Raw genomic sequence first — 24,940 nt, 5'->3', positions numbered from 1 at the left:
CGATCGGGATAGCGGATTGGCCCGGTTATTTGCTCGCTCGGAGCGATAGCGGATTTCGGGGGCGTTATGATGCCGTTCCGTCTGCCGGTCTGGTGCCTGGCGGTTGAATAAGAACTTCCAAATCCGTTATTCCGTTTCATTTGGCCGTTAGATCGTAAATAGCGCCTCGAAAATCCGCAATGTCTCTTTTTTTGGTATAATGGAAACAAGAACCCCTGTTCGGTCTGGTTTATAAAGGAGAGCTTATGTCCCATACGGTAGCGATCTCGGTGAGAACCTTAGTTGAATATGCGTTTCGCGGCGGCAGCATCGAGTCGGGCTTTCGGACGGCTCAAGCGCTGACCGAAGGCACGAAAGCCCATTTGAAGGTGCAGAAGCATTATGGCGAGACGGATCAGAAGGAAGTGTTCCTGCGAACGGAAATCGATGCGGGCGGCATGCTATTTGCGATCGAAGGAAGATGCGACGGGCTGCTGTTCGAGGGCGAGGACGTCACCGTGGACGAAATCAAGTCGACCTCCGGCGACTTGTCTTATATCGAGGAGGACACATACCCCGTTCACTGGGCGCAAGCCAAATGCTACGCCTACATGTACGCCAAAGCGCACGAGCGAAGCCGGATGCGCGTGCAGCTCACCTATGTGCAGGTGGACACGGAGGAGCAGAAGCGCTTCGCAGAGGACGTATCGTTCGAGGAGCTCGAGCGGTTCGTGCTCCGGGTTGCGGAAATCTATGCCCCGTATGCGCAGCTCAAGCATGAGCACGAGCAAAAACGGACGGCAAGCATCAAGGCGCTGCCTTTTCCGTTCGATTCGTATCGCGAAGGCCAGCGTAAATTCGCGGGCACGGTTTACAAATCGATTGCGGACGGACGCAAGCTGTTTGCCAAAGCGCCGACCGGCACGGGGAAGACGATATCGACCCTTTTTCCCGCCGTAAAGGCGATGGGGGAAGAGCTGATCCAGCAGCTCTTCTATCTTACGGCCAAAACGATCGTCAGAACCGCGGCGGAAGAGGCATTCGCGCTGCTTCGTTCCAAAGGTCTTCACGTGCATACCGTTACGCTGACGGCCAAGGAAAAGGTTTGCTTTCAAGAGGAAATGCGCTGCGCGAAGGAGCATTGCCCATTCGCGGACGGTTACTATGACCGGATTAACGGGGCGCTGCTCGATATGCTGGCGAATGAAACGATTATGACGAGGCCCGTCATCGAGAGCTATGCGCGCAAGCATACCGTCTGTCCGTTCGAATTCGCCCTCGATGCCGCGTATGCGGCGGATGCGGTCATTTGCGATTACAACTACGCATTCGATCCACGCGTAAGCTTGAAGCGGCTGTTCGAGGAGCGTAAGCGCCGGACCGCCTTGCTGATCGATGAAGCTCACAATCTGGTGGACCGGGCGCGGGAGATGTATTCGAGCGAGCTGGACAAGTCCGCTTTTCTGGCGGTTCAGCGCGAGTACAAATCCGTTCAGTCGGCTCTTCATGAGGAGGCGAAAAAGATCAATAAGCATTTGATCGACTTGCGAAAGCAGGCGGGAAGCCGCCAAGCGACCGCAACGCCGGAGCGGCCCGACGAGCTGATCACGCTGCTGGAGGCGTTCGCGGCTCAAGCGGAGCGCTATCTTTCGGCGATCCCGCAGGCAGCGGGAACGGATAGCCAGCAGTTGCTGGACACGTATTTTGCCGCCCAGAGCTTCATCCGCATCGCCAAGCTGTACGACGAACGGTATGTGACCTATACGGAGGATACGAGGGACGGCTTCCGGATCAAGCTGATGTGCCTCGACCCATCCCATCTGCTGAAGCAAATGGGCAAAGGTTACCGGTCGCAGGTGTTTTTCTCCGCTACTTTGTCCCCTCTCGGCTATTTCATGGACATGCTGGGAGGAGAAAAGGAAGACGATTACTCGGTGTCCATTCCGTCTCCGTTCTCGGGCGATCAGCTGAACGTAGAGCTTGTCCCGTTATCGACGCGCTACCAGGACCGGGACCGGACCAAGGGGCCGATCGCGCTCCACATCCTGCGTGCCGTCACGGCAAAGCCCGGGAATTATTTCACCTTCTTCCCTTCCTATGACTATATGAACAGCGTCTACGAGCAATTCATGAGTCTGGAGGGAGCGGAGAACGTCGATACGATCGTGCAGCAGACGGCGATGCCGGAGGAGGAGCGGGAGAGCTTCCTGCAGCGGTTTCAGGCGGGGAACGACAAACCGCTTGTCGGCTTCGCCGTAATGGGCGGTATTTTCTCCGAGGGGATCGACTTGGTCGGCGACCGGCTGACCGGCGTTGCCGTCGTGGGCGTCGGCTTGCCCCAGCTATGCTTGGAGCGAAATCTGACGGACCGCGGTACGCTTTTGCTGATCGACGACCGGTATTTGAAATACCCTTACAACCGTCTGCTCCCTGCCGAGTGGCAGCATTATGAGGTAGTGAATCGTCTTAATAACTGACAAGCTTGACGCCCAAGGCGCCGGCAAGCCCTTTGGCGCCTGCGTCCATCACTTGATCGTGATTCCAGACGAACATGGGCCTCAGAACCGGTGCCAACCGATCCATCCACTTCTTGTTCGTATTGACCTGCCAAATATATCGGATATGCGTGATCCGGCCTTCCTGCGTCAGCTGCCAGACGCCTCTGCCCTCAAGCTCGCCGTGTGCGCGGATTTCCATCGCATGCGGCTCTTCTCGTCTGACGACCTCCGCTACGAAAGCCAATTGATAGGGAAGCTTCGTACGGAATACATATCGGTACCGGTCGCCGATTTTGTTCGGATCGCCGCTCTCGTAGACCCGATCCGAGCTGACGCCGGGCCACCAGTCGCCATATGTGAATGAGCTGATCAATCCCCAAGCCTTGTCGATATCCGTTTCCAGTTTCCAGTTGGTTTCGAAATTGTACTTGAACGTCTGCATGAACGACTCTCCTAATTCTCGACTTGTTTCATCAAACACCCCCATCATAATCGATCAAGTTTAAGAATCGTTAAAATGCACTCTGCAAACGAAGCTGCGGGATTGGAGCGTGCGGGATGAAAAGCGTACTATTCGTTGGAAGACGAATAATTGGCGACAATGCTGCTTGCATTCCTTAGCCGGTTGGTGGCATACGTAGAGGGAGATTTTCTGCTTTGAGGAAGGGAAGGAGAAAAATGCATGCTGTAAAAGGTTGACGACGGAATATTTTTTTATTATAGTGTTCACATACCTATACGGGTATATGTATAAATGGTTAACCGGCAGGGAGAAACAAGGACGACTAAGGAAATCCTAGTCCCGAAACGAAAATTCTTAGAAACGATTAAGGATTTTCCATGTAGGTGTGTATTTTTTTTGCAAACTTATATACCCCATAGGGTATATGGTCGGGGGTTTCGTCCCTTTTCGGTTCGGCGCAATTGCCTAGGTTGGCTTGTAGAGAACATGAATCCAGTCTTAGGTAGGAGGATGGCCAAATGAGTGCCAAATCATTTAGTGAACTATTGCCGCAGCAAGCGCTCGATCGCATCGGCAGAAACGACCCGGTGACGATACTGGACGTACGCGAGCAGGAAGAGTGGGAGTCCGGGCATATTCCCGGCGCCAAGCATATTCCCCTTGGGCAAATCGCCCGCGCGCTTAACGAGCTTGACCCGAAGGCGGAAACGATCGTCGTATGCCGCAGCGGCAACCGAAGCGGAATGGCCTGCGAATATTTGGCTCCGCTTGGGTACCGCGTAAGCAATATGGCCGGAGGGATGTCGAGCTGGCCGGGCAAGGTAGATTACGGGAAGTAACGGCAGACACGATATATGGGGAGGAAGGATAGGATGAACACTTTACAGGCGGATCGGACATTGGCGTGCGAGGGACAAGCATGTCCGCTTCCGGTCGTTCGCACCAAAAAAACGATGGACGAGATGCATCCCGGTCAAGTATTGGAGATTCGAGCGACGGATAAAGGATCGGTAGCGGATTTGAAAAGCTGGGCAAACCGGACCGGACATCAGTATGTGGGGCTAAAAGAAGAGGGCGGCCTCTACCGTCACTTTATCCGCAAAGCGGAAGCATCCGAGACGAAGGCCGAGCTGAATTTCCCGCATACGATTGCCAATGACAACCTGCAAAAGAAACTGGCATCAGGCGAGAAGCTTCGGCTGATCGATGTCCGGGAGCCTGCCGAGTACGCCTTCGGCCATATTGCCGGAGCGGAATCCATCCCTCTCGGAGAGCTGGAAGGAAAGCTGGCGGAGCTCGATCCGCAACTCACTTATTATGTCGTATGTCGTACCGGGAACCGAAGCGACGAGGCCTGCCGGCTCATGGATGAGAAGGGCTTCACAAGCGTTATCAATGTAACGCCCGGTATGTCGCAATGGAACCATGGAGCGGTTGAGGAATAGGTTTCCCTTTCTCAGGCCGTTTACCCGCAAAGGAGGAAAACAACCGTGTCAACGATACCGCTCATTACCGCAGAAACGCTGCACGCTAGAATGAACGACGGCAAAGACGTTTGGATTTTGGACGTTCGCAATACGGAGGAGTATGCCGGTTGGAAAATAGATGGGAAGACGGTCCGATCGATCAACATCCCTTATTTTGATTTTCTGGAAGAGGATGAAGCCAGCTTCAAGGATCTGCCGCGCGAGGAAGAGATGACCGTCGTTTGCGCCAAGGGCGGATCGGCGATGTTCGTTGCCGAACTGCTCGCGGAGAAAGGCTTCAAGTCCTCCGTGCTCGATGGAGGGATGCTGGCGTGGAGCCAATTTTACCATGCTGCGACTGTTGCCCGGGATGAACGGGTGGAGCTGCTGCAAATCAATCGTCTGTCCAAGGGCTGCTTGTCCTATGCCGTCATCTCGGAAGGAAAGGCGATGATCGTCGACCCGAGCCGCCAAATCGAATTCTACATGGCGCTCGCCGAGCAGCGCGGCTTCAAGATCGAGCATATCGTCGATTCTCACTTGCATGCCGATCATATATCGGGCGGCCCGGAATTGGCTTCCGCGACCGGGGCGACTTACTACATTTCGTCCGGTGAAGCGCAAGGGACGCATTTGCCGTTCGAGCCTCTCGAGAATCATGGCACGATCCGGTTCGGTCAAGCGGAGGTCGAGGTACTGGCCATTCCTACTCCCGGCCATACGCCCGGTTCCACGTCGTTTCTTCTGAACAACAAGCTGTTGATGTCGGGGGACACGATCTTCGTCGGCGGTTTGGGGCGTCCCGATCTTGGCGGAAAAGCGAAGGAATGGGCGGAGGATCTGTACCACACCGTTTTCACCAAAATAGACGCCTTGTCCGACGATGTTAAGGTGCTGCCGGCCCATTATGCGGATGCATCGGAAATCGGCGCTGACGGAATCGTCGGGGCTGCGCTCGGCCAAATCCGCCAAAACAACGAGATAATGCAGAACGCGGACCGGGACATATTCATCGAGCAGGCAGCGGACGCCGCTTCATCGGAGAAGCCGCCGAACTTCGAAGAGATTGTTGCGATCAACCGCGGCGAGCTTCGGGTAGAGCCGGAACGCGCGGCGGAGCTCGAAATCGGACCGAACCGTTGTGCGATTCACCATCACTGATCAAGAGTAAGAGGAGGGAAATGATATGGCTAACCTGATTGTGGACGCCAAAGGACTCGCTTGCCCGATGCCGATCGTCAAAGCGAAGAAAGGGATCGACTCGCTCGAGCCGGGACAGCTCATGGAGCTGCAGACGACGGATAAAGGGTCCATGAACGATTTTCAGGCATGGGTGAAACAAACGAAGCATGAGCTGGTCGAGGCGAAGGAAGCGGACGGCGTGTTTACGTTTATCGTCAGGAAAGGGTCTTAAATTTTTTTTGGTTCATTCAATACCCATGCGGGTATATGTATCAAACGATAAAAAGGTGGCGTACATGGAGAACAAACAGAAGACGACAATCGTGCTGTTTAGCGGGGATCTGGACAAAGCGATCGCGGCATTCATCATAGCCAACGGAGCGGCCGCTTACGATCATGAAGTAACGATCTTCTTTACCTTTTGGGGATTGAACGCGCTTCGCAAGGACGAACCGGTTCCCGTTAAAAAGGGCTGGCTGGAAGGCATGTTCGCCAAAATGATGCCGAGGGGCGCGAACAAGCTGGGACTCTCCAAAATGCAATTCGGCGGTATGGGTCCCAAGATGATCAAGCATGTGATGAAAAAGCATAACGCGCTTACGCTTCCGCAGCTCATCGAGCTGGCGCAGGAGCAGGGCGTGAAATTAGTAGCCTGCACGATGACGATGGATTTGCTGGGGCTGCAGCAGGAGGAGTTGCTGGACGGCATCGAATACGCAGGGGTTGCTGCCTATTTGGGCGACGCGGCGGATGCCAAGGTGAATTTATTCATCTAGCTCAACCGCACGCCTTCCTGTTGTGTCCGACCGCCGTATCGGCAATAATATACCTATACCGGTATTCGTGAAAGGAAGGCTTGCATGAACTACGATGACGATGTGAAGAAGAGATTAAAGCGCATGGAAGGCCAAATACGAGGCGTTCTGAAGATGATGGAGGAAGGTCAAGACTGCAAGGACGTGGTCAGTCAAATTTCCGCGGTCCGCAGCGCGGCCGATAAGGCGATCGCCTACATTGTCGCCGTTAACCTGGAGCAATGCATTCTCGAAGAGAAGGAAGCCGGCCGGGATTCCAGCAAGGTCGTCAAGCAAGCGGTCGAGCTGCTGGTGAAAAGCCGCTAGAAAAGAGGTTCATGATGAATACCGTCATTACTATAATCGTCCTGGGGCTCGTAATCTGGCTGCTGTATTCGCGATTTGCCGGAGTGAAGGACTTGAAAAACCTGACGGCCGATCGATTCGCACAGGAGCTGCAATCGAACCGCAATCGCGTCCTGATTGACGTCAGGGAGCAGATGGAAGTGAAGCAGGGCATGATTCCGGGGGCGATCAACGTTCCGCTGTCCCAGATAAAAGGAAGAATGGCGGACATCCCGCGGGATCAAAGCATTTATTTGTACTGCCGGAGCGGGATGAGGAGCAAGCAGGCGGCCAAAATCCTCCGCAAGAACGGCTATCAAGAGCTATCGCATTTGCAGGGCGGCATCATGTCCTGGCAGGGGAAAATGACGAAATAACCGATACCGAACAATCATTGGCGCTCCGGCGTTAATGATTGTTTTTTTATATTCCTGAATTTTCTCCGGTGTTCTCCTGAACGTTCCCGGATAGGAGCGGCAATGGTCTCTTTATATACTTTATGTATCGGAACGTTTTGGGAGGGAGAACAATAGACAGCCAAGTCAGCAACATCAGAGCGGCGAAGATGGAAACGCCGAGGCGCAAGACGAGCGGTTTCCGAAAGTTAATTTCTCAATATCAGCTGGTATTGATGTCCGTCCCTTTCGTGGGCGTGTTGATCGTATTCGGCTACTTGCCCTTATGGGGCTGGATTATGGCGTTCCAGAAATACTCCATACCGAAAGGTATTTTTGGAAGCCCTTTCGTAGGCTTCGCTCAGTTCGCCGAGCTGTTCAAGGACGATCAGTTTTACAACGCCCTGCGCAATACGTTGGCGATGAGCGTGATGAGCCTGGTGTCCGGCTTCGTATGCGCGATTCTGCTCGCACTGCTTCTGAATGAAGTCCGGTTTACCTTATTTAAGCGGACGGTTCAGACGATCGCCTACATTCCGCATTTCGTATCGTGGGTCGTGATTTCCAACATTATGATTTTCCTGCTTTCCCCCGATTACGGTCCGCTCAACGAGCTGCTGCAGTCCTTGGGCGTGATCAAGGAGCCGATTTATTTCCTGTCCAAGGAAAAATGGTTCTGGGTGATCCATACGTTGGCCAGCTTATGGAAGGAGCTCGGGTGGAGCACGATCATTTATTTGGCGGTGCTTTCCGGGGTCAATCCCGAATTGTACGAAGCGGCGGATGTCGACGGAGCGGGCCGGTTTAAGAAAATGCTGTATATTTCGTTCCCCTCCTTGCTGCCAACCGCGACCATGCTGCTCATTCTGGCCGTCGGGCATCTGATCTCGACCGGATACGAATCCCAGATGCTGCTCGGCAACTCCTTGGTCATCGAATATTCGAAGGTACTCGATCTGTATGCGCTCGATTATGCGCTTAAGCTGGGGGATTATTCTTACGGCGTGGCGATCAGCATGTTCAAATCGATGGTCAGCATCATTCTGGTGCTCGGCGTCAATCAGCTGGCCAAAAGACTGGGGCAGTCCCATGTTCTGTAAGCTGCGGGTAAGGGGGGGACACACGATGAGAGAAAAATTAACCTGGGGCGGCGCTTCCTTTCACGCGATCAATTTTGTGGCGCTGTCGCTATTGGCGGCGGCCACGCTGTATCCGTTCTTGAATCTGCTGGCCATCTCGCTCAATCAATCGATCGATACGGTAAAGGGAGGCATTTATCTGCTTCCCCGGAAGTTCACGTTCGACAATTACGTTCTTATTTTTCAGAACCAGCGGCTGTTTTCTTCGGTCAGTCTTTCGGTAGCCCGAACGCTGATCGGGACAGGGCTGTCGCTGATTGCCACGATCATGGTGTCCTATGCGCTCAGCCGGAGAGAGTACGTGCTCCGCAAAACGCTGAATACGATCATCGTCGTCAGCATGTACGTCAACGGGGGACTGATTCCTTATTATTTGCTCATCAAGAATCTGGGACTGACGAACACTTTCCTTGTCTACATCATTCCCGGCTTGATCGGCGCCTTCAACGTAATGATCATGCGCAGCTTCTTCGACGAGCTTCCCAAGGGGCTTATCGAATCGGCCAGACTGGAGGGCGCGAGCGAGTTTCAAGTGCTGTCCCGGGTCGTGGTGCCGATCAGCTTGCCGGTTATCGCGACGATCTCGCTGTTCGTTTCCGTCGGCCACTGGAACGCGTGGATGGACAACTTCTTGTTCAATACGAGAGAGAGCTTGTCCTTGCTGCAATATGAGCTTATGAAAATACTGATGCAGTCTACCGATCAGATTAGCGCCGGCAATATGGATTCGATCGATCCGGAGATGATGCGGATGACGACGCCGGAGTCGATTCGTGCGACGATGACGATTGTGGTAACCGTACCGATTCTGCTCGTATACCCGTTCATGCAGAAATACTTTATCAAAGGCATGACGCTCGGCGCCGTTAAAGAATAGCGATTTTACGATATCTACCGGAAATTCCGGATGATATAATACAAGAGACGAAAGGGTGGGACTATGAAAAAAACAGTCGCTTACTTTCTGAGCGCCTCGCTGGCCGTTACGGCGCTGGCCGGCTGCAGCAGCGGAGACAAGACTAAGGAAACCGATACGAAGTCAGGAGGGGCCAGCACAAGCCCGAGTTCGAGCGTAAGCCCGAGCCCGACGGCCAAAGCGCCGACGAATATCCAATTCGGCAACCTGTATCCGAACCTGGATCTGAACAATCCGGTGATGGCGGAGCTGCAAAAACGCACGAACACGAAGTTCGATGCCGTTACCGTAACCGGGGACCGCAACCAGAAGTTCGATCTGTGGCTTGCCTCAGGCGACTATCCGGCGGATATGCTCGTGCTGAAACCGGATTACGTGGAAAAATATAAGGATGCCGGGGCCATCCTTCAGCTGGATGAGCTGATCGAGAAGCACGGCAAAAACATTAAAGAGAAATACGGCAAATATTTCGATCTGCTGAGGGGCAATGACGGCCACATCTATTCCTTGTTCGTGCCGAAGCTGGCAACGGAGCCTTCGCCTTTGCTTCAAGCGAATTTCGGCGTGCGGTATGACGTGCTTAAGGAATCCGGCTATCCGGAAATTAAAACATTCGATCAGCTGTTTGAGGTTTTGCAAGCGTTTTACAAGAAGCATCCGGAGATCGACGGCAAGCAAATCATCCCGTTCACCGGCTTTAACTATAACGGGAACGGGGGCGAAAATTTATCGGGCCCGTCCTCTGAAGGATCCGGAATTATTAATGAAGGCGGATATAAAGTCGGTCCCGACAACAGCTTGCAGAACCTTTACCGTACCGAAGAAATGAAGAAGTATTATCAGTTCCTGAACAAAATGTACAATGCCGGCATGCTGGACAAAGAGTTTTTCACGCTCAAGCCGGAAGCGGCGGTCAAGAAAATTACGGAAAACCGGGTCTTGGCGGGCTTCTTCCCGTCTTGGTGGGCTCAGCCTGAGGTAGAGAAGGTCATGCGGGCTTCGGGCGATGTCGACCATCTGTTCGGGTATTTCCCAATCACGTTCGACAGCAGCGCACCGAATAATTCCTTCACTTCTACTTTGACTCGTTCGAACTGGAACTGGGTCATCTCGAAGAAAACCAAAAATCCGGAGGAAGTCATCAAGCTGCTCGATTATATTTTCTCGGATGAAGGACAAATCTTGATCAACTGGGGTATTCAAGGCAAGCACTTCGAGGTGAAGGACGGCAAACGGACGGTTAACGCCGAATTCGATAAGAACAAAGCGTCCAACCCGGATCTGATCTGGAAGGAAATCGCTTCTCCTTTCTACGGAACGTCGCTCTATCTCGACCACGGCACGAGACTTGCAGATGGCGACTACGCTACGCCGACTACGAAGGAATCCGTGAAGAAAGGCTATGACGCAAGAACGAATGAAGTATTGAAGGCATACGGCAAAGAAGTGTGGTCCGATTTCCTGCCGAAAATTAAGCTCAAAGAAGGAACGCTTGGCGAACTATCCGGAGACATGAAGGCGGAAGCCGCGAAAATTACGGAGCGGGCTAAGCAGCTGTGGCTGAAGGAATCGCCGAAAATCATTTTCAGCAAAAACGAAGAAGAGTTCAACAAGCAGTGGGAGTCTTTCCAAGCGCAGCTGGTTAAAGAAGACATTAAGAAAGTCGAAGAGGCATATACCGCGCTCTGGAAAGAAAATATCAAGAAGAACGAGAAATATTTCAAGTAACCGGTAAGCTTCCAAGCGAATAACGGAAAGGGGGGAAACGGGATGAATATACGCAGCAAGCTCTTTATTACGAACGGAGCGGTTGTCGTTATTTTGATCGTTTCCCTTATTTTCGTCATGGAAAGCTACGCGCGCAAATCGATTCTCGTCATGCTGAAGGAAAACGCGGCGCACTCGTTGTCCCAATTGGCGGAGAACGTGGACAATATGCTGAAGTCGTACGAGGAAATTTCCGACTACGTCTACATGGACGATGTGCTTCAGCTCCGGCTTCAGAAAAAATTCGAAACGTACGCCGAAGCGCATAACGATTATTTCGAATTCGTTAGGCCGCAGGTATTCGCGATCCAGTCGTCCAAGGAAATGCTGGATATCAACTTCTATACGGACAATCCGACGTTTCACGTCGGAAACATTAGGCCGCTGACCGACATGAACGGAATCGCCGAGGCAAGCGCTTGTCCGCCGGACGGATCGAACCGGGATTCGATGCGGCGATGGAGCGTCCTACCCGAGAGCGGAGGACAGGGCCAGCTGCGTCTGACGCAAAGGCTTAACCATTTGACGGCAGGCTCCTGCCTGTTTATGCAGATCGATCTGAATGCAGGGAAGCTGCACAATCTGATTATGAAGGAGAGCGAGAAAAACCGTTTTCTAATCGTCATGCCGGACGGCGTTCCCGTATTGGACAGCATGACGGGAGGGCGGATGCCGGTGGAGGCCGACCGCGACTGGTATTATAGCGAGCTGCCGGAAACGCCCGGCGTTCATATCGTGAAGCACGACAACAAGGAATACTTGCTGACCGTGCAGCAATTGGATTCGCGCAGCAGCATTAGAGGGATTCGGGTCGCATCCTTGATTCCCCTTAATGAACTGGAAGCCCGTTCGAAGACGCTGCTTACAACTTCCATTATTTTTTGCTTCTTGACGCTCATTGTGTTTATGATCGTTAATTTTTTCGTTTCCGGGCGAATTACCCGCAGGCTTCGGCAATTATCGGCCAGAATGCGGCAGACCGATATGGACCGGCTGCAGCCGATCGAGCGCGTCAAGGGAAGCGATGAAGTCAGCAGTCTCAGCCATGTGTTCAATGGCATGGTGGTCCGGATGCAGCGGCTGATCCGCGAGGTGTACGAATCGGAGCTCGTCGCCAAGGAGCTGCAGCTGAAGACCAAGGAAGCCGAGCTGTACGCGCTGCAAACGCAAATCAACCCGCATTATTTGTACAACACGCTGAACGCGATCCGGGGCAACCTGCTGGAAAAGGGCGACCGGGCCAATGCGGAAATCGTCAGCCTGCTGGCGAAGTCGTTCCGTCAGGTGCTGGGAAAGAGTGGGCGGATGGTCTCGCTGGAGGAGGAAATTAACGTAGTCGAGACGTATTTGAAAATTCAGGCTTTCCGCTACTCCGACAGGCTTTCTTACCGTATCGAAGTGCCGGAATCGTTCCGGGAGCTGCAAATTCCGAAGCTGTCTTTGCAGACGCTGATCGAGAACGCGATCGTGCACGGGCTTGAGCGGAACGAAGCGGCAACCTTGGTGACGGTGTCGGCCGAAAGGGCCGACGAGCATACGCTGCGGCTAAGCGTAGCGGACAACGGACCGGGCATGACGCCCGAGCGTCTGGCCGAGGTACGCCAAAGGCTAGAGGATGCCTCGCAGCCTTCGGGCCAGCAGCATATCGGTCTGCTTAACGTCCATCAGCGGCTGCAAAGCTTCGGACCTAAGTACGGCGTCCTTCTCGAAAGCGAATCGGGAGGAGGCGCCAGCGCCCATTTGCACATTCCGTATTCGACATCTTCATACAGAAAGGAGGGCTCCGCATGAATAAAGTATTGCTTGTCGACGACGAACCCGGAGCATTGAAATCGGTTAAATATTTGGTGGATTGGGAACAAACCGGGTTTGTCATTGCGGGAGAGGCCTCGAACGGCAAGCAGGCGCTCGATCTGCTTCGCGAACAGTCTTTTGCGCTGGTTATTACGGATATCCGGATGCCGGTCATGGACGGAATCGAATTGATTGCGGCGATACGCGAGTTTTCGGATATTGCGGTCGCCATCATGAGCGGCTATGAGGATTTCGGCAACGCCAAGGCGGCCATGAAGTACGGAGTGAAGGATTATCTGCTGAAGCCGGCGGAATCCGAGGAGCTAGAGCATCTGCTTCGTCAAGTGAGGCAGGAGCTGGAACGGAAGAACGGCGACGTTCAAACGCGTCACGAAAGCACTGCCGATGCCGTCGACTTTGTGAAGCGCTGGGTGAAGGAGCATTATGCCGAGCAGGTCAGCATGAAGAGCATTGCCGCCTCTCTCTACATGAATGCGGCCTATTTGGGCAGCTTGTTCAAAACCCAGACCGGTGTCGGCTTCAATGAATATGTGCTTCGCGTCAGGATGGAGAAGGCCAAGGAAATGCTGGAGAGAACCGACATGAAGGTGTATGAAGTCGCATCGAGCGTCGGCTATAACGATATGGATTGGTTTTACGAGAAATTTAAGCAGTATACCGGCGTCAATCCCGGGGATTACCGCAATAAGTCCATGATCTCGTAAGAGAGCGGAGCGAACTCCCGCCGTAAGCTTGACCGTTAGTATCGAAGGAATGCCGGGTGACGGATCGGATCGGGTACGCATAAGCCCGTCTTGAGCAGTGAGATGCGTGTATCGACTATTGGGAGGTTGTCCGATGAGAAGGATAGGGAAAGGCTGCCGGGGGCTGCTATGCTTCATCCTGGCGTTTGTTTCGATTTCTTTGCAATCGCTTACAATCAATTCGGTTTCGCATGCTTCTGAGGATCCGCAGCCGGCATTGACCGGCTCCGCGGTGCTGCCCGGCACGATAGGGCGAGTAAATGGCGATTCGAATCCGTTAACAGGCGTCTTGAGCGCCTTCGGGACGACGGGAAGCTTCTCGCTGGACAGCGGCTTGAACAGCATCGGAGCGGACCTGGGCTCCATGCAGGCGTTCAATACAATTGAACTTTATGCAGCGAACAATAAGAGCCGGGTGGAGAAAGCCGATTTGTCGCTTTATATAAGTCCGGATAATGTTTCGTATACGAAGGTTGCGGATTGGGATTTTCGGAAGCTGGGCAATACGCTTATCCTATACAATATTTCGGCATCGGCGCGCTACGTGAAGGTACACAGCCATTTTGACGATACGAATGCCGAATTCGGCGGCTCCAATCTGCAAAGCATGCTTAAGGTTTCGAACGAACCTCCCGGACGCTGGACGGCTAACGGGGGAAGCGGCTGGTTGTACCGCAAGCCGGTGACGGTATCGAACCCGAATAACCAAACGATCTACGACCGCGCCGTCTATCTCGGCAAAGCTTCTCTTGGCGTGTCCGCCTTGATTGCGGCAGGCAAAATGCAGGCCGACTATCGCGACGTCCGGTTTGCCGGTGCTGACGGCAAAGAGCTGCCTTATTACATGGACGGCAGTGGTTTTTATGTACGCATTCCCGACATGCAGGCATTAGCCTCCAAGACGATATACCTCTATTACGGCAATCCGTCGGCAGCGTTCGTCGGCGGCGGCCAGGAAGCGCTTCAGGTCGAGTACGGCAACAAAACGCTGGTCAACCAGGGGACGTCGACGTTCGGCGCTAACATCAAGCCGGTTCGGCTCAAGGACGGAACCTTAATGCTGATGGCCCAAACGGATAAAACGACGGGCATTTACGCAAGGTTTTCGTCGGATGACGGACGAACCTGGACGGCTCCGGAACCGCTGATCTCGCCGGGCGGCCGCGCCGGGGTTTCGCTCGACAGCCCCGGAGGGGCCTATGTCGATCCTGCGACGGGAGAAGTGCACGTTCTCTTTTACTCCTACTATTACTTCGGCGTATGGGACGGGGTGAACAGCTGCCTCAACCCTTCCGTCTGCCGCAGCGACATGTTCTACGTGAAATCGACCGGTTTTAGCGGCCATAAGCCTGTGTTCGGAACGCCCGTCCCGATATCCGGCATGGTATCTTCCCTGGGCAATCCGGTCAACTACGCGGTTACCTACACGAACCCGATTCGATTGAGCACGGGGCGCCTTGCCGTTACGTTCGGTTTCGTGCTCGGCAATGACGGCACATTCGGAGCCGGCGTCGCTTACTCGGACGATAACGGGGCTACCTGGACGAAAAGCGCATCCGATCTGACAATCGCCTCGAGCGGCGGAGAAGGGGGCGTCTCGGAAACGGCGATGGTCGAGCTCGCGGACGGCACGGTCAAAATATTCGCGCGCCAGCAAAGGGGAGACAATACCGTGCTGGGCGTAAGCGTGTCGACCGATCACGGGGCTACCTGGTCGCCGATCCAGGATAGCGATATTTTAAGCTCGAATACGTTTCCGGCCATGAGCCGCGCTTCGGACGGCAATATTTTGCTCAACTGGTCGGGGCATAATGCCATGGGCGCAAGCAGCTATTACCGGAACAATCTGACGGTGGCCTATAGCGACGACGAGACGCTCACCTGGAAAGGCTATCGCGATGTGTTCGGCCGAACGAGGCTTTCTGCGCCGGGCTGGTATTCGAATGCCGATAGGCTCGCCGCGGTGGAATCGGATAAGGTTCCCGCCGGCGACGATGCGTATCTGTTCTCCTGGTCCGGGGGCGGCGTGACCGGCTCGCTTCGCGTGGAGGACTTCTCCCGGTTTTTGTACCGCAGTCACGGGGCGCTTGACGATTTTGAATACGAGAAGAGCGGGACGGTCAACGGCAGCGGCGTGGCAAACGATTATTGGTGGCAAACGACGAGCGCCGGAAGCGTTGCGACGAGCGGGACGCAAGCCAAGCAGGGGGGAAGGTCGCTCCGTATTTACGATAACCTCGACAACACCGCCATTACGGCTGCTTCGCGGCTCTTTCCCGGCACGAGCAAAGGGAGCGTCCGCTTTTCCTTATATGGCCAAAGCTTCGGGAATAGTCTCTATATGTCTTTGCAGGAAGGCTTCTCGAATCATTGGAACGCGGCGGGTACTGCCTTTACGCTTCAGGTGGCGCCTGACGGGGCGTTGAAGTATTCGAGCGCGTCTATGCCGTATAACCGGCGGGCGGGCTTTCTGACCGACGATACGAGTCCCGCCTCCGGCAATTTGGTGGATTTCGGGAATACCGGACTGTTCGCATTTGACTATAAAAGCCGCAGCCTGGGCCTCGATTTAGGCCGAGTGGAGCGCTTGAAGCAAATCAAGCTTTTCGACAACGATGCAAGCAACCGGATAGCCGCAAGCAACCTGTCGGTCTATGTAAGCAATACGAACCAAGGTGATTGGCTGCCCGTTACTGGCTGGACGGTCTCGAAATCGAACGGAACCATTACGATCGGCGGGCTTTCCGTCAATACGCGGTATGTGAAGGTTCATCAGAACTTTGCGGATACTTCCTATACCTTCGTGAACGGCATGCAGGATATGATCGATGCGGAGACGGCGGAGCCTTCAAGACTGACCGGCTTTCTGATCGACGATGTTAATCCGGCTGCAGGGAATCTCAGCAATTTTGGCTATACCGGCGCATTTGGCTTCGACTATAAGAAGCGGAGCATCGGAACCGATCTCGGGGGCGTGGAGACGGTTAAGGAGATCAAGCTGTGGGATACGGACAGTACGAGCCGCCTTACGTCAAGCGACTTGTCCGTGTATGTGAGCGATAAGAACGCGGGTGATTGGGTGCCGGTGAGCGGCTGGACCTTCGGCAAGACGGACGGAACGATCACGATAGGCGGTTTGTCCGTGCAGGCGAGATACGTGAAGGTCCACCAGAACTATAACGACACAAGCTTTACGTTCAGCAATGAAACGCAGGATATAATGACGGTCAAGACGCTGGAGCATGGCCAAACGACGGGGTTCCTGACCAACGATACAAGCCCGGCCACCGGAAATTTGAGCGGCTTCGGCTATACCGGCCTTTTCGGCTTCGATTACAAAGACCGCAGCATCGGCGTCGATCTGGGCAAGACGGAAACGATCAATGAAATCAAGCTGCACGACAACGACTCCGCAACCCGTTTGACGGCGAGCGATTTAACCGTTTACGCGAGCCAGACGAATACAGGCGATTGGGTGCCGGTAACGGGCTGGACGTATGCCAAATCGAACGGTACGATCACCATCGGCGGCATGTCCGTGAACGCCCGGTACGTGAAGGTTCACCAAAGCTTCCCGGATACGAGTTTTACATTCGTCAACGAAACGAAGAACCTGATGACGGTCAAAACGCTGCTGTTGGCTAGCAGTTCGTTCCAAAGCCTGCCTACGGCCACGACGCTTCCGCTCCAGCAGTGGAACGAGATTCGGGTGGAGTTCGATCTGGATACGTCTTCGGCCGGCGTCTATGTGAACGGCGCCTATAAAGGGCAAATTCCGGCAGCTCATCCGGGGCCGATCGTGACGCATTTCATGCTTTCCTCCGGCGCAGGGTCAGGGACGGATGTCTACATGGACGAATTTATGCTTCAGGACATGTCGGTCAGCCTTCCTGCCGCCGGCGCTGTGGGCGCGGAAGAAGCGGGCTCATAGCCGCCAAGGCGCTTCAAATGAAAAACGCCAGCCATCTAGCCGATAAGGCTGGATGACTGGCGTTCGTATGGGTTAGACCGGCTTAAGCCAGCTCTGCAACTTTGTGCTGCATGGTTCCCGTTTGCATGTAGTTCGTGTGCCACGAAAGCGCCTTTTCCAGAACGTGAGGCGTTTGTCCGCCTCTGGTAAGAGCTTCTTCGTAGTATGCACGAAGTTGTTCTTTGTACAGAGGGTGAACGCAGTTCTCGATAATGAGCAATGCACGCTCTCTTGGGGCCAATCCGCGGAGATCCGCATAGCCTTGCTCCGTAACGACGACTTGGACGTCATGCTCCGTATGATCGACGTGAGATACCATAGGGACGATACTCGAAATAGCGCCGTCCTTCGCGATCGATTTCGTTACGAAAATCGAAATCCGGGAATTCCGGGCAAAGTCGCCTGAACCGCCGATACCGTTCATCATATGCGTACCGGAGACATGAGTTGAGTTCACGTTTCCGTAAATGTCGAATTCGAGCGCGGTGTTGATCGCGATCAATCCCATACGGCGAATAACCTCTGGGTGGTTGGAAATTTCTTGCGGACGCATAATCAGCTTATCGCGGTACTGCTCCAGGTTGTTGAACACTTTCTGCATCATCGGAGCCGAAAGCGTAATGGAACAGCAGGAAGCGAATTTCACTTTGCCGGCGTCCATCAACTCGAACACGGCATCCTGAAGAACTTCCGAATATACGGTCAAATCATGAAACTCGGAATTTACCATTCCGGACAAGACCGCATTGGCTACGGAACCGATACCGGATTGAAGAGGGGCGAGGCTGTTCGTTAAACGTCCTGCTTCCACTTCTTTGCGAAGGAAAGTGGTCAGATGCTGGGCGATGATGTTCGTCTCTTCGTCCGGCTCAAAAATCGTGGACGGGGAATCTTCCTGGTTGGTGAAGACGATTCCGCGAATGCGATCCAAGTCGACCTTGATGCCTACATCGCCGATCCGGCTTTGCGGGTTCAGTACGGGAACCGGCTCGCGTTCTCCTTGCTTGCCTGGCGCGTACAGATCGTGAACGCCTTCCAGAAGCGGAGATTGCGCTGTATTGATTTCAACAATGATGGACTTCGCGCTTTGCGCGAACGCCAGGTTGTTTCCTGTCGATGTCGTCGGAATAATCATGCCGTCTTCGGTGATGGCAATGGCTTCCAAGATCGCGAAATCGATAGCGGGAAGCGTTCCGGCGCGCAGCATTTCGGACGTATGGGAAAGATGCTGGTCATAGAAGTAGAATTCGCCCTTATTGATTTTCTTGCGCATGGTAGCATCGGCTTGGAAAGGCAGACGTTTGTTGATCATACCTACCTCGGCGAACAGCCTGTCGGTGTCGCCGCCAAGCGAAGCGCCCGTAAACAGGTTTACTTTAAGGGGGTCGGTCTTCGCACGCTCAACGAGCGCAAGCGGAACGGCTTTCGCATCTCCCGCGCGGGTAAAACCGCTAAGTCCGAGTGTCATTCCGTCTTGAATCCAGGACGCTGCTTCTTCTGCAGAGACTACCCGGCTATGAAGGTTCTCATTACGAATACGGCTGTAAACGCTCTCCATTGAACTCTACTCCCGTTTTTATGACTTTTTTACAATCCATTTGTTAAGCTTTGGAATCATTTACAAAATGTTTAGAATTAGGATACAGACTTTTAGGATCATTTTAATCCATGTGCTTTTCTAAAGAGAAATTTTCGGATGAAATGGGCAAAAAAACGGATGAAAGCTTATTTTTTGGGCATGAAGAAGAGAAAACCGTCAAAAACCAAGCAATTTGCGAAAATAGCTGGTATAGGTTTGGCTAACGGTAATTTTCGTCTTGTTCCTCATAATCAACACTAGGGTCGAGTGGGTGTCGGGATAAATTTCTTTGATGTGATTAATGTTGACAATGAATGAACGGTGGCAGCGGACAAAATAATCTTTCGGCAGCAAAAAATCGAATTCGTTCAGCGTGTATTTATGGGTGCCGGTAACGCGTTCGCTGACGACTTTCGTTTTGCGGTCGCTTGCCTCCAAGTACATGACTTCCGGAAAAGGAAGCGGGATCCATCCGTCGTTGTACCGGATCGTGATGACCGCCTTGCCGTTCGTCAGTGTGGGGAAAATAGCGGATACGGAGCCTTGGAGCTTGCCGTCGCGCATGAGCGGAGCGGCCATGCCGTAATAAGGAACGCCGAAAATGTCGCGATCGATGAATTCGGCTACTTTTTGTTTGGTGGCCAGAGCTTTGTAAGTAATGGTGCCCTCTTTGACGGGATCGCCTACTTTGATTTTGAGGTCGATTCGTTTACTGGGGCGGTAGTACTTGTATGTATGCAAATCCGATACGGCAATGGACGCTTCATCTGAAAACAACTCGCCAATCGTCTCCAAAAGGGATTCCATTGAAAATTCCATTCCTTGCACCTCTTAACGTGTAGCTCTTGACCTTATTATATAATAAACTTGCAGCGAATTTTTTAATAAATTGTGAAAATGCGTTTACGATTTGTATCAAATGTCAAATTATGTATCCTCTGCTGCTTGTTGCATGCTCGGCAAAGACCAGGCATCAAAGACGCGGTATGGCGGTTATTTTTGATTTATCAGAAAGTAATCTCGGTAAATCCTTGTTATCTGGTATTCCCCGGAAGGCGCGCATAAATGCCGCTTCAGCAAAAAAACGCCATGCCGGGCCGGCTTTGACGGCTTTTGGCTTTTTTCCCGCAAGGAAAGCGGCATTCGGTAAAATCATCGGATATTGGCGGCGGGTCTTGGTTTATAATGAGACTATAGACGGATTAGTCGGCGGAATGCCAACCTATTAATAGAATCGGAAAGCAAACGAACGGAAGGATAGTAAGCGATGCGCGAGAACGAACACTTTTTTGTTCGCAAGATGAAGGAAACGGGCATTGCGCTCAACTCGGTGCAGAAGCAGGCGGTGCTTCATACCGAAGGGCCTTTGCTGCTGCTAGCCTCCCCCGGGTCGGGCAAAACGAGCACGATCATTATGAGAATCGGCTATCTGCTAGAAGAGAAGGGCGTCGATCCGAAGCGAATCAAAGCCGTTACGTTCAGCCGGGCGTCGGCCCAGGACATGAAGGAGCGGTTTGAGCGCTTTTTCCCGGGTCGTCCGGGAGGCGGGGCGAACTTTTCGACGATTCACAGCTTGGCCTTCGACATCATGCGGGAGCATTTTCGCCGGACGGGAACGGCATACCGGATTATTGAAGGCGACATCGACACGGAAGAGGACGGGGAGTCCGATCCCGGCGCGCTGCCTTTGCACAAGAAGCTGATTTTGCGCGACTTATATAAAAGGGTTGCCGGGGAAACGATTACCGACGATCAGATGGACGAGTTGACCTCTTATGTCAGCTTTGTCAAAAACAAAGGGCTTCCTCCGGACAGATGGTCCGAGGTGAAGTGCGACGTGCCGCAGGCCGAGCGATTGCTGAAGGAGTACGAGACGTTCAAGCGGTCGGGCGCGGACAAGCTGCTGGTCGATTACGACGATATGCTTACCGTTGCCAACGAAGCGCTTGCCAAGGATGCGGAGCTGAAGCGGCGTTACCAGCGCCGGTACGACTATGTGCTGACGGACGAAAGCCAGGATACGTCGCTCGTACAGCATGCGATTATCGCGAAGCTGGTGGAGGCGCACGGCAATTTATGCGTGGTCGCGGACGACGATCAGAGCATCTATACGTGGCGGGCCGCGGAGCCGCAGTACCTGCTCGATTTCAAGAAAACATATCCTTCGGCCGCGATTTTGAAAATGGAGCAAAACTACCGGTCGTCGAAGAACGTGGTGGAGGTCGCAAACCGTTTCATTAAGCGCAACAAAAACAGGTACGACAAAAACATGTTTACCGAGAATCCCCGGCACAAGCCGATCGTTCTGCAAACCCTGACGGATTATAACGGACAGGCCGGCTATTTGGTCGGGCAGTTGTCCGGGCTGGACAATCTCCGGGAAGCTGCCGTGCTGTACCGGAACAATTCGTCCTCCATCTCGCTGATGAACGCGTTCGACCGTGCCGGCATTCCCTTCTACATGAAGGACGGAGACAACCGTTTCTTCTCCCATTGGGTCGTGGAGGACATCCTGAATTTCATGCGGATGACGTATACGGACAAACGTTCCGACATTCTCGAAAAAATCCATACGAAGTGCAGCGGCTACATTACGAAAAAGCAGATGGCCGCGCTCAAGGAAATCGATAACGGGGAATCCGTATTCGACAACTTGCTGCGCTACGTTCCGCTGCAGGATTACCAGGTCAAGCTGCTGCCGGAAGTGAAGGAAGCTTTCGAGCAGTTGAAAGGCGCTGCGCCTCTACACGTCATTCGCACCGTGCGCCTGAAGCTCGGCTACGAGAAAGCGATTGAGAAGATGTGCGAGCGGTTCGGCTTTCGCAAGGAGTATTTGATCGGCATCATGAACACGCTGGAGGAGATTGCGGACGGTCTCGCGGCGATGGAGGATTTCGCGAATAGGCTGAATCATCTGGCGTCGGCCTTGAAAACATCCCGGTTCAACAAACAAGCGAATGCCGTCACGCTTTCTACCTTCCACAGCGCCAAGGGCCTCGAGTTCGAGCGCGTGTTTATGATCGACCTGATCGACGGCATCATCCCGTCGAGCGAGGATATCAAGAAGCTGGAGGACGGCAACAGGGACGATATGGAGGAGGCGGTCCGCCTTTTCTATGTCGGCATGACGCGGGCTAAAACGCACTTGGAGCTGCTGGCATACGGCACGAGGGACGGCGTTAAAGTAAGGGAATCTCGGTTTATGACCAATGTTCGTCACATCCAAGATCCTCCGAAGCCGGCTGCTGCCGGTCAAGGCTCCGGGAAACGGGTAGAGGACGCCAAGCTATCCTCATACAAGCCCAAAGGCGGCAGCACCGCGGCGCCTCGCGTGTCGAAGGCTGCGAAGCCGAAGGCGGCGTACAATCCGAACGCGATCAAGCACCGTTCGCGGCTGACCCCGCGGACGGCCATCACCCATCGGGCGTTCGGCCGGGGGGAAGTGGAGAAGCTCGAAGGCGACTTTATCCATATCCGGTTTAAGACGGGCATGAAGGTTCTCTCTATAGAAGCATGCGTGGAGCTGGGGCTGTTGGAGCCGGCTGCGGATGCCTAACCGGTCGGCCGGCTGCGCGCGCAGCCGGCCTTTACAATTTCTTCACGTCCAATTGATCTTCCGCTAATAGTCGGGCGTTAAGCTTTTACTAGGCGCAACATCAATGTCATACACCACGAGAGCTTTTTATGCAGCCGGAGTAACCGGCAGTGCGTATTCGGAACGGGCGGCACCCATGATCGGGTCGGCCGGGAAGAGAAAGACGTTCTTTCGATTGCAGCAAGCTTGCGGCAGAGAGCGTCGGACAATTGAATAATGTTTTGGGTGGAGACGATGAGAAAACCCCAAAAGGAAAGCGGCGGTTTCCGTACAAACGGGACGGCGCCTTTGACTTTTGGTTAATCTATCGTCTTTTTGCATTGCCGCCGGATTTCGCATCGTGAGTGTGAATGGAAAGTTAAGGAGGAATACGTTTTGGAACAGGCACATGCCCGGCAAATGCCGGCAGTGACGGTCAGAAAAAGACGAAGTGCGGTAATTAGGGCGCTCCGCAAGCATTGGCAGCTCTATTTGCTGATTGCGCCCGTCCTTGTCTATTTTCTCGTTTTTCACTATTGGCCGATGTACGGGGTTCAGATCGCCTTCAAAAATTTTATCGCCACCAAGGGCATTTGGGGGAGCCCCTGGGTCGGCTTCAAGCATTTTAACCGGTTCTTCGAGAGCTATTTCTTTTGGCGGCTCATCCGGAACACGCTGGGGATCAGCTTGTACGAGCTGGCCGTAGGCTTTCCTGTGCCGATTATTTTGGCGCTGATGATTAACGAGGTGCGTCTGAAGGGCTACCGCAAGTTCGTACAGACGGTGACGTACGCGCCGCATTTCTTGTCGACCGTTGTCGTCGTCGGCATGGTGATGATGTTCCTGTCGCCGAACAGCGGCCTCGTCAATGTGGCGATCAAAGCGCTCGGCGGCGAGCCGATTCCGTTCATGACGCAGCCCGAATGGTTCAAAACCGTTTACGTATTGTCTGGCGTTTGGCAGCAAATGGGCTGGAGCTCGATCATTTACCTGGCTGCGCTTGCCGGCATCGACCCCCAGCTTCACGAAGCGGCCAGGGTGGACGGCGCATCCCGGCTGCAGCGCATCTGGCACGTTAATTTGCCGGGGATTCGTCCGACCATCGTCATTTTGCTCATTCTGAATATCGGGACACTGATGGGCGTCGGCTTCGAGAAGGTGTTTCTGATGCAGAACTCGCTGAACAACGAAAGCTCGGACGTCATCTCGACGTATGTGTACCGGAGCGGTATTTTGGGCGCGCAGTACAGCTTTTCCGCCGCGGTGGGGCTGTTTAACTCGTTGGTCAATTTCATTCTGCTGCTGACGGTCAACCGGATCGCCAAAAAAGTCAATCAAGTAAGCCTGTGGTAAGGAGGAATCCCATGGAAACCCGAAGCTTGGGGGACAAATGGTTCGACGGCGTGAATATCGCGCTGCTCGCCGTTGTCTCGCTTATCGTGCTATATCCGCTTGTGTTCGTTCTGAGCGCGTCCGTCAGCAACCCCGCGCACGTTCTGAACGGGGACATGTGGCTGCTGCCCATGGATTTGACCTGGAAGGGCTACAGCAAAGTGCTGGACAACAAGGAGCTGCTGAACAGCTACGGCAATACGATTTTCTATACCGCTGCGGGGACGGCGATCAACCTCGTCATGACCATTATGGCGGCGTACCCGCTCTCCAAACGCGATTTTGCAGGACGCAATGCCATGATGGGACTGATGGTGTTTACGATGTTTTTCGGCGGGGGGCTCGTTCCGAGCTATATGCTCGTGAAACAGCTCGGCATGCTGAATACGTTCTGGGCGCTCATTATCCCAAGTGCTGTTTCCATCTGGAACATCATCATCATGAGAACGTTCTTCCAGTCGAGCATCCCGAACGAGATTCAGGAGGCGGCGGCCATCGACGGCTGCTCCGATTGGAAAATCCTCTGGCGGGTCGTGCTGCCGCTGTCGATGCCGATCATGGCGGTAATGGTGCTGTTCTACAGCGTCGGCCATTGGAACGCGTACTTTAATGCGCTTATTTATTTGACGGATCGGAGCGCTTATCCGCTTCAGCTGATTTTGCGCGAGATTCTGATTCAAGGGCAGATGGAGGAAATGGTCAGCATCGGCGACAGCTCGCACGCCCAAACGATCATGGACGAGGAACTGGTCAAATACGCCGTCGTCGTCGTCGCGAATTTGCCGATTCTGGTGCTGTATCCGCTGCTGCAAAAGTATTTCGTCAAGGGTGTAATGATAGGGGCTATAAAGGGCTGAGACCCTATTAGCATATAAGGCTTCATGCCTATTAGGCTTCACAGCATTAGGGCGTCATACCAATCG

Annotated in this window: 21 protein-coding genes; 18 read left to right on the top strand and 3 right to left on the bottom strand. The window is 53.6% G+C overall.

Going from position 1 to position 24,940, the window contains the following annotated elements; all coding sequences use genetic code 11:
* The first annotated feature begins 245 nt into the window (after positions 1 to 245).
* Positions 246 to 2,456 carry an ATP-dependent DNA helicase gene (locus tag ACKGJP_RS34875; protein WP_409343322.1) on the top strand — a complete coding sequence of 737 codons (2,211 nt, stop codon included), beginning with the start codon at positions 246 to 248 and terminating at the stop codon, positions 2,454 to 2,456.
* On the opposite strand, the gene ACKGJP_RS34870 is transcribed toward ACKGJP_RS34875, so the two are convergent.
* Positions 2,446 to 2,919, bottom strand: coding sequence for an SRPBCC family protein (locus ACKGJP_RS34870; protein ID WP_409343321.1), 474 nt, complete (start codon positions 2,917 to 2,919; stop codon positions 2,446 to 2,448). The genes ACKGJP_RS34875 and ACKGJP_RS34870 overlap by 11 nt on opposite strands.
* A 539-nt stretch (positions 2,920 to 3,458) precedes the next feature.
* Here ACKGJP_RS34870 and ACKGJP_RS34865 point away from each other — a divergent pair.
* The 13 genes from ACKGJP_RS34865 (at position 3,459) to ACKGJP_RS34805 (ending at position 17,433) form a co-directional block, all read left to right on the top strand.
* The gene (locus tag ACKGJP_RS34865) at positions 3,459 to 3,779 is read left to right on the top strand and encodes a rhodanese-like domain-containing protein (protein WP_409343320.1); all 321 of its coding nucleotides are present in this window, start codon (positions 3,459 to 3,461) and stop codon (positions 3,777 to 3,779) included.
* A 33-nt stretch (positions 3,780 to 3,812) separates the two neighbouring features.
* On the top strand, positions 3,813 to 4,385 hold the full coding sequence (locus tag ACKGJP_RS34860) for a sulfurtransferase TusA family protein (protein ID WP_409343319.1): 573 nt from the start codon (positions 3,813 to 3,815) through the stop codon (positions 4,383 to 4,385).
* Positions 4,386 to 4,430: 45 nt separating this feature from the next.
* Complete coding sequence (locus ACKGJP_RS34855; RefSeq protein WP_409343318.1) at positions 4,431 to 5,567, top strand: MBL fold metallo-hydrolase; 1,137 nt, start codon at positions 4,431 to 4,433, stop codon at positions 5,565 to 5,567.
* Between the two features lie 25 nt (positions 5,568 to 5,592).
* Positions 5,593 to 5,820, top strand: a complete 228-nt coding sequence (locus tag ACKGJP_RS34850) for a sulfurtransferase TusA family protein (protein ID WP_409343317.1) — start codon at positions 5,593 to 5,595, stop codon at positions 5,818 to 5,820.
* A gap of 64 nt (positions 5,821 to 5,884) precedes the next feature.
* Positions 5,885 to 6,364, top strand: coding sequence for a DsrE/DsrF/DrsH-like family protein (locus ACKGJP_RS34845; RefSeq protein WP_409343316.1), 480 nt, complete (start codon positions 5,885 to 5,887; stop codon positions 6,362 to 6,364).
* A gap of 84 nt (positions 6,365 to 6,448) precedes the next feature.
* Positions 6,449 to 6,709, top strand: a complete 261-nt coding sequence (locus tag ACKGJP_RS34840) for a metal-sensitive transcriptional regulator (RefSeq protein WP_409343315.1) — start codon at positions 6,449 to 6,451, stop codon at positions 6,707 to 6,709.
* A gap of 14 nt (positions 6,710 to 6,723) precedes the next feature.
* On the top strand, positions 6,724 to 7,104 hold the full coding sequence (locus tag ACKGJP_RS34835) for a rhodanese-like domain-containing protein (RefSeq protein WP_409343314.1): 381 nt from the start codon (positions 6,724 to 6,726) through the stop codon (positions 7,102 to 7,104).
* Positions 7,105 to 7,292: 188 nt separating this feature from the next.
* Positions 7,293 to 8,222, top strand: a complete 930-nt coding sequence (locus ACKGJP_RS34830; protein ID WP_409343313.1) for an ABC transporter permease — start codon at positions 7,293 to 7,295, stop codon at positions 8,220 to 8,222.
* A 25-nt stretch (positions 8,223 to 8,247) separates the two neighbouring features.
* The gene (locus ACKGJP_RS34825) at positions 8,248 to 9,138 is read left to right on the top strand and encodes a carbohydrate ABC transporter permease (protein ID WP_409343312.1); all 891 of its coding nucleotides are present in this window, start codon (positions 8,248 to 8,250) and stop codon (positions 9,136 to 9,138) included.
* Between the two features lie 63 nt (positions 9,139 to 9,201).
* Complete coding sequence (locus ACKGJP_RS34820; protein WP_409343311.1) at positions 9,202 to 10,905, top strand: extracellular solute-binding protein; 1,704 nt, start codon at positions 9,202 to 9,204, stop codon at positions 10,903 to 10,905.
* Between the two features lie 42 nt (positions 10,906 to 10,947).
* On the top strand, positions 10,948 to 12,735 hold the full coding sequence (locus ACKGJP_RS34815) for a sensor histidine kinase (protein WP_409343310.1): 1,788 nt from the start codon (positions 10,948 to 10,950) through the stop codon (positions 12,733 to 12,735).
* Positions 12,732 to 13,463, top strand: coding sequence for a response regulator (locus ACKGJP_RS34810; RefSeq protein ID WP_409343309.1), 732 nt, complete (start codon positions 12,732 to 12,734; stop codon positions 13,461 to 13,463). Before ACKGJP_RS34815 ends, ACKGJP_RS34810 begins: the two co-directional genes overlap by 4 nt.
* 133 nt (positions 13,464 to 13,596) lie before the next feature.
* Positions 13,597 to 17,433, top strand: coding sequence for a DUF2341 domain-containing protein (locus ACKGJP_RS34805; protein WP_409343308.1), 3,837 nt, complete (start codon positions 13,597 to 13,599; stop codon positions 17,431 to 17,433).
* 82 nt (positions 17,434 to 17,515) lie between these two features.
* Here the strand turns inward: ACKGJP_RS34805 and ACKGJP_RS34800 are convergent, their stop codons facing one another.
* A complete protein-coding gene (locus ACKGJP_RS34800) occupies positions 17,516 to 19,030 on the bottom strand; it encodes an acetyl-CoA hydrolase/transferase family protein (protein ID WP_409343307.1) in 1,515 nt (504 codons plus the stop codon).
* Between the two features lie 198 nt (positions 19,031 to 19,228).
* Complete coding sequence (locus ACKGJP_RS34795) at positions 19,229 to 19,870, bottom strand: LytTR family DNA-binding domain-containing protein (protein WP_409343306.1); 642 nt, start codon at positions 19,868 to 19,870, stop codon at positions 19,229 to 19,231.
* A 26-nt stretch (positions 19,871 to 19,896) separates the two neighbouring features.
* Here ACKGJP_RS34795 and ACKGJP_RS34790 point away from each other — a divergent pair, with 26 nt between their 5' ends.
* The 4 genes from ACKGJP_RS34790 (at position 19,897) to ACKGJP_RS34775 (ending at position 24,874) form a co-directional block, all read left to right on the top strand.
* Entirely contained in the window at positions 19,897 to 20,280 is a 384-nt protein-coding gene (locus ACKGJP_RS34790) for a hypothetical protein (RefSeq protein WP_409343305.1), read from the top strand.
* 38 nt (positions 20,281 to 20,318) lie between these two features.
* On the top strand, positions 20,319 to 22,607 hold the full coding sequence (locus ACKGJP_RS34785; RefSeq protein ID WP_409343304.1) for an ATP-dependent helicase: 2,289 nt from the start codon (positions 20,319 to 20,321) through the stop codon (positions 22,605 to 22,607).
* Between the two features lie 438 nt (positions 22,608 to 23,045).
* A complete protein-coding gene (locus ACKGJP_RS34780; RefSeq protein ID WP_409347340.1) occupies positions 23,046 to 23,978 on the top strand; it encodes an ABC transporter permease in 933 nt (310 codons plus the stop codon).
* A gap of 11 nt (positions 23,979 to 23,989) precedes the next feature.
* On the top strand, positions 23,990 to 24,874 hold the full coding sequence (locus ACKGJP_RS34775; RefSeq protein WP_409343303.1) for a carbohydrate ABC transporter permease: 885 nt from the start codon (positions 23,990 to 23,992) through the stop codon (positions 24,872 to 24,874).
* The last annotated feature ends 66 nt before the right edge of the window (positions 24,875 to 24,940 follow it).

Origin of the sequence: Paenibacillus litoralis (assembly GCF_046244365.1) — a bacterium.
Classification (GTDB): Bacteria; Bacillota; Bacilli; order Paenibacillales; family NBRC-103111; genus Paenibacillus_V.
The sequence above is the reverse complement of the archived record's forward strand: the minus strand, read 5'-3'. Positions and strand labels throughout refer to the sequence as shown.

Coding starts and splice junctions, on each gene's coding strand:
- ACKGJP_RS34875 (WP_409343322.1), top strand. CDS start 246: ATGTCCCATACGGTAGCGATCTCGGTGAGAACCTTAGTTGAATATGCG.
- ACKGJP_RS34870 (WP_409343321.1), bottom strand. CDS start 2,919: ATGCAGACGTTCAAGTACAATTTCGAAACCAACTGGAAACTGGAAACG.
- ACKGJP_RS34865 (WP_409343320.1), top strand. CDS start 3,459: ATGAGTGCCAAATCATTTAGTGAACTATTGCCGCAGCAAGCGCTCGAT.
- ACKGJP_RS34860 (WP_409343319.1), top strand. CDS start 3,813: ATGAACACTTTACAGGCGGATCGGACATTGGCGTGCGAGGGACAAGCA.
- ACKGJP_RS34850 (WP_409343317.1), top strand. CDS start 5,593: ATGGCTAACCTGATTGTGGACGCCAAAGGACTCGCTTGCCCGATGCCG.
- ACKGJP_RS34845 (WP_409343316.1), top strand. CDS start 5,885: ATGGAGAACAAACAGAAGACGACAATCGTGCTGTTTAGCGGGGATCTG.
- ACKGJP_RS34840 (WP_409343315.1), top strand. CDS start 6,449: ATGAACTACGATGACGATGTGAAGAAGAGATTAAAGCGCATGGAAGGC.
- ACKGJP_RS34835 (WP_409343314.1), top strand. CDS start 6,724: ATGAATACCGTCATTACTATAATCGTCCTGGGGCTCGTAATCTGGCTG.
- ACKGJP_RS34830 (WP_409343313.1), top strand. CDS start 7,293: ATGGAAACGCCGAGGCGCAAGACGAGCGGTTTCCGAAAGTTAATTTCT.
- ACKGJP_RS34825 (WP_409343312.1), top strand. CDS start 8,248: ATGAGAGAAAAATTAACCTGGGGCGGCGCTTCCTTTCACGCGATCAAT.
- ACKGJP_RS34820 (WP_409343311.1), top strand. CDS start 9,202: ATGAAAAAAACAGTCGCTTACTTTCTGAGCGCCTCGCTGGCCGTTACG.
- ACKGJP_RS34815 (WP_409343310.1), top strand. CDS start 10,948: ATGAATATACGCAGCAAGCTCTTTATTACGAACGGAGCGGTTGTCGTT.
- ACKGJP_RS34810 (WP_409343309.1), top strand. CDS start 12,732: ATGAATAAAGTATTGCTTGTCGACGACGAACCCGGAGCATTGAAATCG.
- ACKGJP_RS34805 (WP_409343308.1), top strand. CDS start 13,597: ATGAGAAGGATAGGGAAAGGCTGCCGGGGGCTGCTATGCTTCATCCTG.
- ACKGJP_RS34800 (WP_409343307.1), bottom strand. CDS start 19,030: ATGGAGAGCGTTTACAGCCGTATTCGTAATGAGAACCTTCATAGCCGG.
- ACKGJP_RS34795 (WP_409343306.1), bottom strand. CDS start 19,870: ATGGAATTTTCAATGGAATCCCTTTTGGAGACGATTGGCGAGTTGTTT.
- ACKGJP_RS34785 (WP_409343304.1), top strand. CDS start 20,319: ATGCGCGAGAACGAACACTTTTTTGTTCGCAAGATGAAGGAAACGGGC.
- ACKGJP_RS34780 (WP_409347340.1), top strand. CDS start 23,046: ATGCCGGCAGTGACGGTCAGAAAAAGACGAAGTGCGGTAATTAGGGCG.
- ACKGJP_RS34775 (WP_409343303.1), top strand. CDS start 23,990: ATGGAAACCCGAAGCTTGGGGGACAAATGGTTCGACGGCGTGAATATC.